This window comes from Rhodococcus sp. IEGM1339, assembly GCF_050321925.1.
Lineage (GTDB): Bacteria > Actinomycetota > Actinomycetes > Mycobacteriales > Mycobacteriaceae > Rhodococcus > Rhodococcus pyridinivorans.
Genome location: NZ_JBNQFT010000009.1, coordinates 136,888 through 147,822, shown reverse-complemented (window position 1 = coordinate 147,822; position 10,935 = coordinate 136,888). Strand labels below are relative to the sequence as shown.

Sequence of the window (10,935 nt, the reverse complement as noted above, 5' to 3'; positions counted from 1 at the left end):
AACCAACCCGGGCACCGGCCCGGCTACCCTCGACTCAGCACACCCGGACATGGGGAATTCCATGACGGAAACCCCTGGGGAATTACGCGACGGTCGACAACCAGCACGTCACCTTCGGTGGCGTAGCCCTGGCCGCTGTCGCCACCGAAGGCGTACAGCTGGGAAATGAGGGTGTTCATAGATCGCTCCAATTCGGCGTGATGAAACGGGCGGGATGAGCCAGGGCACTGCGCCTGATTCGTAAGCCGGTCTCCGACCGAACTGAAGGAAGAATGCGGCGCGGCACGACCGCGAAGGTGGAACTTGCACTACGGACCGCTGATCCCGACCGGGTGCCGGGGGTGCGGGTACGGGCACTGCCCGTTGCAGCCAGGCTACGGGCAGCCCCGCCCCTGTGCCAGCTTCCCCGCTGTACCTCGGTGGTACCTCTGCAGCCGGTAATCAACCGCTGACGCGGGAGCGGCACCCGGTCGGCAATGGGACGTCATTTATCCATCTCTACCTGCTATTTTAGTACCGATATGGTACTACGGCAGTACTATTCCGGTCCTGTCCGAAACACTTTCCCAAGCTGAATACGCGGGTTCGATTCCCGTCATCGGCTCTCACACGAAGCCCCGACCACACGGTCGGGGCTTCGGTCGTATGCGGGGCGTTCGTCGTATCGGGGCCGACGTTGTTGTCGATTTTCCCGCGTTCTTCGACAACAACACCTACCTCGACAGCCCTACCGGCAGCCTTCGAGGTACGCGCGGCTCCCCGAAGTTCACTGGAGGTACGACGCGTAATCGGCGTAGGGCACCTGACCCGTGGGGCTCGCCTCGATGGCCTCGGCAACCTCGGGCGGGATGGGAGCCCAGTAGGCCGGCATCGCGGCCGCGAGGGAAGGGCTCACGGCGTAGATGAGAGCGAAGTTCACGATCCACAGCGGTGGCGCCATCGACATGCCGACGGTCGAGACGACGTCGCCCTTCGTATTGGTGACCAGCTGTGCGGCGCCGGATATCTGTTGCGCCGCGAAACCGAAGGTCGCTTCGATCGGGTACGCCGACCGGTACAGCGCCACCAGCGTGTCCGTCGCGTCGTTGTTCCGCAGCCAGGTGTCGACGTACCCGCCGGGCGCGATGAGTGTGTTCACCTGCCTCGTCGGCGCCGACGCGTTGGCCGGGCTCTGCAGCATCCCGTCGGGCGTCACGTAGAGGCCGTAACTGCCCAGCACCGTCGGGGTTGAGACACCGTTCACGTCGGAGTACAGGGGGTGGCCGGTCGTATTGATGAGGATGTCGATGGAACCCTGGATGATCTCGGCGGCCTCCTTGCTGCCGCCCACTCCCCCGCCGGTGGTGAAATCACGGGCCTGCTGCTCGGACAACGCATCTTCCGGCTTCAGCCCGATCTGCCGGGCGATGTCCTCGGCCCATTCCCGACCGAGCGGAGCGTGCAACCGGGACGGGTCGGTGACCTGCGTCGGCGCCAGATGCTCGTAGGCCGGTGCTCCGGAGAAGGGAAGCGAGAATCCCGTGGACTCGTCCGCCGACGCCGCGGGATTCACCCACAGGGCGACCAGTCCCATGAGCGCCACCGCCGTGGCGGCTCTGCGATACAGGCGTCCTTCGCGTCTGCGCCACCGTTCGGACTTCCGTGTGCTACGCATAGGTCGACCTCCTGGGACACCGTCGCGATGGGGACACACGTACGCATTTCAGTGAAGCGCCGGGGTAAAGAGCGCGTCAATGCCTGTGCTGGGTGAATTGGGGGGAGGATATGGGCGATTTCCGCAGAATCTTCGACAACAACCTCCCCGAGGAAGCAACGTGGCCGCCACCCGGAAGGGGTGACGGCCACAGGGCTGCAGTGACGCCTAGACGGTCGCGGCGACCGCTTCCTCGGCCTGGGCCGGGGCGCTCGTGCGGATGAGGTGGTCGAACGCGCCGAGCGCGGCCGTCGCACCCGCACCTGCGGAGACGATGATCTGCTTGTACGGGACGGTCGTGCAGTCGCCGGCGGCGAACACGCCGGGCACCGAGGTGCGGCCGTGGTCGTCGACGACGATCTCGCCGCGCGGGCTGAGTTCGACCGTGCCGGTGAGCCATTCGGTGTTCGGCAGCAGACCGATCTGGACGAACACGCCGTCGAGCTCGAGGGTGCGCGACTCGTCGGTGGTGCGGTCGGTGTAGGTCAGGCCGGTGACCTTCGAACCGTCGCCGAGGACCTCGGCGGTGAGGGCGCTGACGATGATGTCGACGTTGGGCAGGCTGCGGAGCTTGCGCTGCAGCACCTCGTCGGCGCGCAGGACCGAGTCGAACTCGATGAGGGTCACGTGGGCGACGACGCCGGCGAGGTCGATCGCGGCCTCCACACCGGAGTTACCGCCACCGATGACCGCGACGCGCTTGCCCTTGAACAGCGGGCCGTCGCAGTGCGGGCAGTAGGTGACGCCCTTGTTGCGGTACTCCTGCTCGCCCGGCACGTTCATCGCGCGCCAGCGGGCACCGGTCGCGAGAACGACGCTGCGCGAAAGCAACCGGGCGCCGCTCTCGAGCTCGACCTCGACGAGGCCGCCCTCGGTGGGGGCCGGGGTGAGCTTCGAGGCCTTCTGGACGTTCATGATGTCGACGTCGTACTGGCGGACGTGGTTCTCGAGCTCGGCAGCGAATTTCGGGCCCTCCGTGTAGGGGACGGAGGAGAAGTTCTCGATGGCCATGGTGTCGAGCACCTGGCCACCGAAGCGCTCGGCGAGAACGCCGGTGCGGATTCCCTTGCGGGAGGCGTAGATCGCGGCAGTCGCGCCGGCGGGGCCGCCACCGACGACGAGGACGTCGAAGGGATCCTTCTCGCTGATCGCGGCGGCGGTGCGCTCGGCGGAACCGCTGTCGAGCTTGCCGACGATCTGCTCGAGGTTCATGCGTCCGGAGCCGAACAGCTCACCGTTGAGGAAGACGGTCGGCACTGCCATCACCTGGCGTGCGTCGACTTCGTCCTGGAAGAGCGAGCCTTCGATCGCGGTGTGCTTGATGCGCGAGTTGGTCACACACATCACGTTCAGGGCCTGCACCACGTCGGGGCAGTTCTGGCACGACAGTGAGAAGTAGGTCTCGAAGTGGAAGTCGCCCTCGAGGTCGCGCACCTGCTCGAGCAGCTCCACGGCCTCCTTCGAGGGGTGGCCGCCGACCTGCAGCAGGGCGAGCACGAGGGAGGTGAACTCGTGGCCGAGCGGGATGCCCGCGAACTCGACCGCGATGTCGGTGCCGACCCGGCGGATCAGGAAGGAGGGGCGACGGGTGGCTTCACCGTCGCGCACATGGGTGACCAGATCGGACATGCCGGCGATCTGATCGAGGAGATCGGCGAGTTCCTTCGACTTCGGCCGGTCGTCGAGGGACGACACGAGCTCGATCGGCTGGGTGACCTTTTCGAGAAGGGACTTCAACTGGGCGGCGAGGGAGGCGTCGAGCATGAGGATTCACTCCAGAGGTGGAAGAACTGTGACCGGAAGAGAGGGGAGTCGGCGAACTTCTCAGCTCGAGCCGAGCGGACCCGGACGGTGCCCGGTGGCACGGGACGTTCGATCCCGTGCCACCGGAACGAATTTCCGTCGACGAATCAGATCTTGCCGACGAGCTCCAGCGACGGAGCGAGGGTGTCGTCGCCCTCTTCCCACTTGGCCGGGCAGACCTCGCCCGGATGGCTGCGGACGTACTGAGCAGCCTTGACCTTGCGAACGAGCTCGGCGGCGTTGCGGCCGATGCCTTCAGCGGTGACCTCGGTGAACTGGACGACGCCGTCCGGGTCGACCAGGAAGGTGCCGCGATCGGCGAGGCCCTGGTCCTCACGGAGGACCTCGAAGTCGGTGCTGATCTGCAGGGTCGGGTCACCGATCATGGCGTACTTGATCTTGCCGATGGTCTCGGACGAGCCGTGCCATGCCTTGTGCGTGAAGTGCGTGTCGGTCGAGACGGAGAAGACCTCGACGCCGAGCTTCTGCAGCTCCTCGTAGTGGTCCGCGAGGTCGCCGAGCTCCGTCGGGCAGACGAACGTGAAGTCTGCGGGGTAGAAGAAGAAGATCGCCCACTTGCCCTTGATGTCCTCGTCGGACACGGTCACGAAGGCGCCGTCCTTGAAAGCCTCGGCCTTGAAGGGCTTGATCTTCTTGTTGATCAGCGACATGTAGAAACCTCACTCGTCTCGATGGGGTTGACGGCTTCGACGTTATCCGCGAACCATTAATTGTGCCAATCGATAGTTTCTAGAAATTCGATAAGCAAGGGCTATAACACGGCATTCGGCCAGGTCGTTGCTTTTCCTTCCTCACGAATGTGACAGAACACACAGCCTTTGCGACAGAGCACTCCGGCCCGTCCGGAAGGGAAAGATGGAACCGATGCACTCACGACCGAGCTACCGCCGCACCGGATCCGGTGAACCCCTACCCCTCCTGCACGGGATCGGCGCCACGATGGACGACTTCTCCACCCTCGTCCCGCACCTCGCCGAGCACTTCGACGTGCTGAACGCCGAACTACCCGGCCACAGTTCGTCGCCGAAGCAGAACGGTCGACCCACCGTCGGCGCCCTACTGTCGGTAGGACTCGACCTCGTCGACCGGCCGCGCCTGGGCGTCGTCCGGGTCGTCGCCGAACTCGGCCTTCGCGCGACGCTGCCGCAGCAGGTCCCAGCACTGGTCGAGCCTCTTCTCGACAGCGGCCAGCCGCTGCAGGTCCTCGTCGCTCGGACCGTCCGCGCCGGTTCGTGAGCGCAGTGTCTTCTCTTCGTCCACCAGCTTCTCGATGTGCTGGAAGAGTTCGTTCTCGTCCATGGGAAACTCCCTCGATGTGGTGTTCCGTCGGCATAGCCTCATCCGGCAGGAGTGAAACCGCCGCCGGTTTCGCACCGGGCCGGCCGGGTATCTCCTCGACATGAGCATCGAAGACGGTCCCGGCGACACCCTCAGCCCCAGCGAAGGCCTCGACGCCGACGAAGTGCGGAACGACGACGGCGACGAGGTCGTCGACCCGCCCGAGGACTGGAGCGGCGCCGACAAGTTCGGAACGACCCAGCGTGAAGAGCAAGAAGGCGAGTCGCTGGACCAGCGCCTCGCCGAGGAGGAACCCGACGTCGAACCCTCCGAGCCGCTGGACAAGCCTGTCGCGGCGACACCGCAGGACGAGCTCACCGAGGACGTCGACGAGGTGATCGACGACGCCACCACCGGCGCCCCCGAGGACTCGAAACTCGCCGACGAGGTCGACGGGGTGATCGTGCAGGATTCGCGTGTCGACCGCGGCCAGATCAGCGGCGCCCCCGAGGACGGGGAGTCGATCTTCCCGATCGTCGAGTAGGAGTTCGGCGAACAGACGAAGGGGAGGTTGTGTGCGTGTCCGGTAGACGGACACGCACACAACCTCCCCTTACCCCGTGCTAGAACTTCGCGCTAGAGCACCTTCGAGCCGTACATCTCGCCGAGCGGGTCGGCGATGAGTTCGAGGCGGGCTCCGTCGGGGTCGCGGAAGTACAGCGAGACGTCGCTGTGTTCGACGAGCTCGACACCTGCGTCGATCAGCTTGTCGCGCAAGCGTTCCCAGGCGGGAAGGGCGACGCTGATCGCGATGTGGTGCAGACCGCCGAAGACCTCCTGATAGGGGCCGACGTCGAGACCGGGGAAGTCGAAGAAAGCCAGCAGATTGCCGTTGCCGATGTCGAAGAAGAAGTGCGAGGAGCCGGGATAGTCGCGGTTCTCGATCAGCTCCGTCAGCGGGAACTCGAGGAGATCCTGGTAGAAGCGCACGGTCCGTTCGACGTCGCTGCTGATCAGCGCAGTGTGGTGCAGCCCCCGCGCCGACGACTGCGGGCGCGCGTCGGCAGGCTTCAGGTGTGCGTCGCGGATGAGTGCACGCCGACGCTCGAATTCTTCGTAGCGCTGCTGCTCGTCGGCGATCATCGATCCACCTTCTTTCCGATGTGGTTGCTTTCTCAACCAGGATGATCCCAACTAGTTGCGTTGTCAACTACTTGGGTCGAGGCGGTAGCTCTTCGTGACCCGGGGAGTCACGGACCGGGTACGACGATCTCCTCACCGTCACGTCTTCTTCACGAACATCCGATTCGCCCGTTCCCCGGATATCGAGTGCGGACGATGAATATGTCGGGGACTCACCGCGGTTCCGAGGAGATCCCATGAACCATCGCAGGACCCTGCGTGCGACGGTCTCGTTGCTCGCACCGCTCGCACTGCTCGCCGGTTTCGCACCCGCCGCGAGCGCAGCGGCGGATACGGACACCCGAGGATTGTGGACGGTCAGCACCCGCGGAGACACCGTGCTGGTGAAGCTGATGTACACGTCCCCACCGGACGAGGACCACCCCTTCATCTGCGTCGCGGCGCTCGGCACCGGCGAGTCCGGAATCGCGGAGATCTTCGGAGCGAACTACCAGACCCTCGAGTTCACCGGGATCGCCGCAGGACTCAACATCGCGAGCGCCAGTTGCGAAGACAACGACGGGGAGCTGCGGCCGGTGGGCGCGATCGAGTTCGAGTTGCCCGGCCCACCGACCCTCCACTACGTCGCGACCGAGTCGTTCTGGTTCGACGACGCAGACGACTGAGCGTCACATCTTCGCGTCGCGGGCCATGACGAAGCTGTAGAGGCCGTAGACCGCGATGCCGAGGCCCATGAGAACGAGCAGCACCGTACCGAAAGGCTGCGAGCCCAACGTCTTCAGAGCACCGTCGAGGCCCGCTGCCTTCTGCGGGTCGGCCTGGAAGACCGCGACGATCACCAGAACACCGACGAGACCGAGCGCGAGACCCTTCGCGACGTAACCGACAAGCCCGAGACGTTTCACGAACGTGCTCGGGTGGCTCTTCAGATCGTCGACGAAGTTCTTCGACGCACCCTTGTAGACGTGGTACGCGCCCACACCGAGGATGACGAGTCCCGCGACGACGAGGACGAACTTGCCGGCACCGGACTGCAGCAGCTTCGCCGTCAGACCCGCGTTCTGTTCACCACTGGACTTGCCGCTGCCGCGGGCGAACCCGAACGCGGTGTACGCGAAGGCGAGATAGACGACACCGACGCAGGCGGCCTTGAACCGGTCGAACGCTTTGTCCTTCATGTCGGCGTCGGGTTGTTCCGGTTCGGACGCCTTGCCGAAGGTAGCCTCGGCGAACCGCCACAGGCCCATCATCACGAAGACGACGACGGCGATCCACAACGCGATCTTCCCGCCGGGCTGCTCGCCCAGTTCCGCCATCGCACCGGACTGCGACGCCTCCTGCTCGCCGCGACCGAACGCGACCCTGATCGCGAGGTAGCCGATGAGCAGGTGCACGATGCCACTGCCGACGTAGCCGGCACGTGCGAACTTCTCGAATACACCGTTCTGCGCCATGCGCTCGGCGGATGACGCCGCGCCACGTGACGCGGGGGCCTGACGGTTCACTCTCGTCTCCTCATCGGTCGGGACTGTCCCCTTCGCGCTGTATTCCCGGCACCGCGGACCGCAAACGCGAACCGGCTCCGGTGGGTAGATTGGCGTCAGGTTCGAAACGCCGTCGATCGGAGGCGCATCGTGCGGATCGTCGAGGATGCTGTCGCCCTGGCCCGCCGGTGGGTGGAGGAATCGTCGAAGGTCGCACCCGACCGTGCGGCCCGCCACCTCGCCGACGTTCTGAAGGATCCCCACGGACTCGAGTTCACCGTGCGCTTCGTCGACGAGGTCATCCGCCCCGAGGATCCGGCGACCGCAGCGCATGCCCTTGCCGAATTGTCGCGGAACATACCGGATTTCCTTCCCGTCCACCTTCGCGCGGCCGTGCGGGCGGGCGGTGCGATCGGTCCCCGCTTCCCGCACCTCGTCGTCCCCGCCGCGCGTCGCGCGCTCCGGACGATGGTCGGGCACCTCGTCGTCGACACCGACGATGCCGCGCTGGGCCGGGCCATCGCACGACTGCAACGACCCGGCATCCGGCTCAACCTCAACCTGCTGGGCGAAGCCGTCCTCGGCGAGGCCGAGGCGCGTCGCCGTTTCGAGGGCACCCATGCGTTGCTGGCACGTGACGACGTCGACTACGTCTCGCTCAAGGTCTCGGCGGCCGTCGCGCCGCACTCGCCATGGGCGTTCGACGAGACCGTCGCGGACATCGTCGAGCGGCTCACCCCGCTGTACCGTCTCGCCGCGACCTCGCCGACGCCGAAGTTCGTCAATCTCGACATGGAGGAGTACCACGACCTGGACGTGACGGTCGCGGCGTTCACGACGCTGCTCGACCGTCCCGAGTTCCTCCATCTCGAGGCCGGAATCGTGCTGCAGGCGTATCTGCCCGACGCCCTGACCGCCATGATCGAACTGCAGCGGTGGGCGGCGGCGCGACGCGCAGGCGGCGGCGCCGCGATCAAGATCCGGGTGGTCAAGGGCGCCAACCTGCCGATGGAACGGGTCGACGCGTCGCTGCACGGATGGCCGCTCGCGACGTGGAGCACCAAGCAGGAGACCGATACGAACTACAAGCGGCTGCTGCACTACGCGTTCACGCCCGAGCGGATCGAGAACGTGCGGATCGGGGTGGCCGGGCACAATCTCTTCGACATCGCCTACGCGTGGGAGCTCGCCGGTCGCCGGCAGGTGCGCAACGGGATCGACTTCGAGATGCTCCTCGGCATGGCGCAGAGCCAGGCCGAGGTGATCCGTCGACACGTCGGCAGCCTGTTGCTCTACACACCCGTCGTCCGCCCCGACGAGTTCGACGTCGCGATCTCGTATCTGGTGCGTCGGCTCGACGAGGGTTCGGGGCAGGAGAATTTCATGTCGGCGGTGTTCGATCTGGCCGACGATCCCGCCCTGTTCGGACGCGAGGAGCAGCGGTTCCGTGCGTCGGTGGCGGCGCTCGACGACAGCGTCCCCTCCCCCAACCGCACGCAGAACCGGCAGGGTCCTCCCACCCCTGCGCCGCCGGTGTTCACGAACACGCCGGACACCGATCCGTCCCTGCCGCAGAACCGGGAGTGGGGGCGCCGCATCCTCGAGCGGGTGCCGTCGTCGAAACTCGGTATCGACACCGTGCGCGCCCACACCCTCTCCTCCGAGGACGACCTCGAGCGCGTGCTGGTCGACGCGAACGCGGCCGGTCGTGTCTGGGGTGCCCGCAGCGGTGCCGAACGCGCACGGATCCTCGAACAGGTGGCCGATGTGCTCGAGGCGCGGCGCGCCGATCTGCTCGAGGTGATGGCGGCCGAGGGCGGTAAGACGCTCGACCAGTCCGATCCGGAGGTCTCGGAAGCGATCGACTTCGCGCGGTACTACGCCGAGCGGGCCCGCGCGCTCGACGAGATCGGCGGTGCGCGGTTCGTGCCGTCGACCCTCACCGTCGTGACGCCGCCGTGGAACTTCCCGGTCGCGATCCCGGCGGGGTCGACGCTCGGGGCGTTGGCGTCCGGTTCGGCGGTGGTCCTCAAGCCCGCGACGCTCACGGCTCGGTGCGGGTCGGTGCTCGCCGAGGCGATGTGGGATGCCGGCGTGCCCCGCGACGTCCTGCACCTCGTCCACGCCGACGAACGGTCGCTGGGCACGAAGCTCGTCTCCGACCCGCGCGTCGACCGGGTGGTGCTCACCGGTGCCTACGAGACCGCCGAACTCTTCCGTTCGCTGCGTCCGGGGATGCGACTGCTCGCCGAGACGAGCGGCAAGAACGCGATCGTCGTGACGCCGAGCGCCGATCCGGATCTGGCGGTGCGCGACGTCGTGCAGTCGGCGTTCGGGCATGCCGGGCAGAAGTGCTCGGCGTCGTCGCTCGTGATCCTCGTCGGCTCCGTGGCGACCTCCCGCCGGTTCCGCGACCAGCTCGTCGACGCGGTGCGGTCACTGCCGGTCGGGCCTGCGCACGATCCGCGAACACGTATGGGGCCGTTGATCGAACCGGCGCAGGGCAAACTGCTCACCGCGCTCACCGAACTCGACGACGGCGAGTCGTGGCTCGTCGAACCGCGCCGGCTCGACGAGGAGGGCCGGCTGTGGACGCCCGGTGTGCGCACCGGGGTGCGACGCGGGTCGCGCACGCATCTCGTCGAGTTCTTCGGTCCGGTGCTGGGGGTGATGACCGCGGCCGATCTGGACGAGGCGATCGCGATCCAGAACGAGGTGGACTACGGGCTCACGGCGGGTCTGCACTCGCTGGATTCGGACGAGATCGCCCGCTGGCTCGATCGGGTGCAGGCCGGGAATGTGTACGTCAATCGCGGTATCACCGGTGCCATCGTGCGACGGCAACCCTTCGGGGGTTGGAAGAAGTCGTCGGTGGGAGCGGGCTTCAAGGCGGGCGGGCCGAACTATCTCTTCGGCTTCGGTTCCTGGGAACCGTGCGCCTGGGACGAGGACACGCTGCGCCGGGCGTTCGAGGACGACGAGCGAGCATGGACGTCGGAATTCGCTGTGGCACAGGATATCACGGGACTCTCGGCAGAGCGGAACCTGTTCCGGTACCGGCCCGTTCGCACACACGTACGCCTCGGTGAGGCCGGGCGGCCCGACGAACTCGTGCGCGTGCTCGGTGCCGCGGCCCGGGCGGGCGCGCCGGTGGAAATCTCTTCGGCTTTCGCCGTCGATCTCGTAAGATGCTCGAATACAGCACGTTTCGGCGGTCGCGTGCGCGTGGAGAGTGATGTGGAATGGGAGGAACGGATCGTCGACACGACCCCGGCGCGTGTCCGCCTGATCGGCGCAGCGCCGCCCGCCGAATGGAACACCCGATGCGACATCGCGGTGTTCGACCATCCGGTGACCGGATCCGGACGAATCGAAATGCTGCCGTTCCTGGACGAACAGTCCGTCACGATCACCGCTCATCGATTCGGCACACCGCACCGGCTCACCGACGAGATCATCTGAAAACAAACCCCGAAGCGGTTCTGCCGAAGCCCTGTGAACCCCGACACTGTG

The 10,935-nt window shown here is 66.4% G+C and carries 9 protein-coding genes; 3 read left to right on the top strand and 6 right to left on the bottom strand.

All coding sequences use genetic code 11. From position 1 onward, the window contains the following. Positions 1-766: 766 nt before the first annotated feature. From ACQR3U_RS11915 to ACQR3U_RS11900, 4 genes are all read right to left on the bottom strand, one after another. Positions 767-1,654 (bottom strand): hypothetical protein, encoded by an 888-nt coding sequence (locus tag ACQR3U_RS11915; protein ID WP_220666585.1) that lies wholly within the window; start codon positions 1,652-1,654, stop codon positions 767-769. 207 nt (positions 1,655-1,861) lie between these two features. Next, on the bottom strand, positions 1,862-3,457 hold the full coding sequence (gene ahpF, locus ACQR3U_RS11910; RefSeq protein ID WP_230810547.1) for an alkyl hydroperoxide reductase subunit F: 1,596 nt from the start codon (positions 3,455-3,457) through the stop codon (positions 1,862-1,864). Between the two features lie 146 nt (positions 3,458-3,603). Next, entirely contained in the window at positions 3,604-4,167 is a 564-nt protein-coding gene (ahpC, locus tag ACQR3U_RS11905) for an alkyl hydroperoxide reductase subunit C (RefSeq protein WP_006552642.1), read from the bottom strand. A 406-nt stretch (positions 4,168-4,573) separates the two neighbouring features. Beyond that, on the bottom strand, positions 4,574-4,816 hold the full coding sequence (locus tag ACQR3U_RS11900; RefSeq protein ID WP_006552644.1) for a DUF2630 family protein: 243 nt from the start codon (positions 4,814-4,816) through the stop codon (positions 4,574-4,576). Between the two features lie 100 nt (positions 4,817-4,916). Here ACQR3U_RS11900 and ACQR3U_RS11895 point away from each other — a divergent pair, with 100 nt between their 5' ends. Continuing rightward, positions 4,917-5,339: a hypothetical protein gene (locus ACQR3U_RS11895; protein WP_230810548.1), complete on the top strand. Its 423-nt coding sequence runs from the start codon at positions 4,917-4,919 to the stop codon at positions 5,337-5,339. A 92-nt stretch (positions 5,340-5,431) separates the two neighbouring features. Here ACQR3U_RS11895 and ACQR3U_RS11890 read toward each other — a convergent pair whose 3' ends face one another. Beyond that, positions 5,432-5,938 (bottom strand): VOC family protein, encoded by a 507-nt coding sequence (locus ACQR3U_RS11890; RefSeq protein WP_006552646.1) that lies wholly within the window; start codon positions 5,936-5,938, stop codon positions 5,432-5,434. Between the two features lie 236 nt (positions 5,939-6,174). Here ACQR3U_RS11890 and ACQR3U_RS11885 point away from each other — a divergent pair, with 236 nt between their 5' ends. Beyond that, positions 6,175-6,603, top strand: coding sequence for a hypothetical protein (locus tag ACQR3U_RS11885; RefSeq protein WP_230810549.1), 429 nt, complete (start codon positions 6,175-6,177; stop codon positions 6,601-6,603). Positions 6,604-6,606: 3 nt separating this feature from the next. On the opposite strand, the gene ACQR3U_RS11880 is transcribed toward ACQR3U_RS11885, so the two are convergent. Next, complete coding sequence (locus ACQR3U_RS11880; protein WP_006552648.1) at positions 6,607-7,392, bottom strand: DUF1206 domain-containing protein; 786 nt, start codon at positions 7,390-7,392, stop codon at positions 6,607-6,609. Positions 7,393-7,572: 180 nt separating this feature from the next. On the opposite strand from ACQR3U_RS11880, the gene ACQR3U_RS11875 reads away from it, so the two are divergent. Beyond that, positions 7,573-10,884, top strand: a complete 3,312-nt coding sequence (locus ACQR3U_RS11875) for a bifunctional proline dehydrogenase/L-glutamate gamma-semialdehyde dehydrogenase (RefSeq protein ID WP_230810550.1) — start codon at positions 7,573-7,575, stop codon at positions 10,882-10,884. The last annotated feature ends 51 nt before the right edge of the window (positions 10,885-10,935 follow it).

Excerpts from the sequence above, each read along its gene's own strand:
- ACQR3U_RS11915 (WP_220666585.1), bottom strand. The coding sequence starts at position 1,654 with ATGCGTAGCACACGGAAGTCCGAACGGTGGCGCAGACGCGAAGGACGC.
- ahpF (WP_230810547.1), bottom strand. The coding sequence starts at position 3,457 with ATGCTCGACGCCTCCCTCGCCGCCCAGTTGAAGTCCCTTCTCGAAAAG.
- ahpC (WP_006552642.1), bottom strand. The coding sequence starts at position 4,167 with ATGTCGCTGATCAACAAGAAGATCAAGCCCTTCAAGGCCGAGGCTTTC.
- ACQR3U_RS11900 (WP_006552644.1), bottom strand. The coding sequence starts at position 4,816 with ATGGACGAGAACGAACTCTTCCAGCACATCGAGAAGCTGGTGGACGAA.
- ACQR3U_RS11895 (WP_230810548.1), top strand. The coding sequence starts at position 4,917 with ATGAGCATCGAAGACGGTCCCGGCGACACCCTCAGCCCCAGCGAAGGC.
- ACQR3U_RS11890 (WP_006552646.1), bottom strand. The coding sequence starts at position 5,938 with ATGATCGCCGACGAGCAGCAGCGCTACGAAGAATTCGAGCGTCGGCGT.
- ACQR3U_RS11885 (WP_230810549.1), top strand. The coding sequence starts at position 6,175 with ATGAACCATCGCAGGACCCTGCGTGCGACGGTCTCGTTGCTCGCACCG.
- ACQR3U_RS11880 (WP_006552648.1), bottom strand. The coding sequence starts at position 7,392 with ATGGCGCAGAACGGTGTATTCGAGAAGTTCGCACGTGCCGGCTACGTC.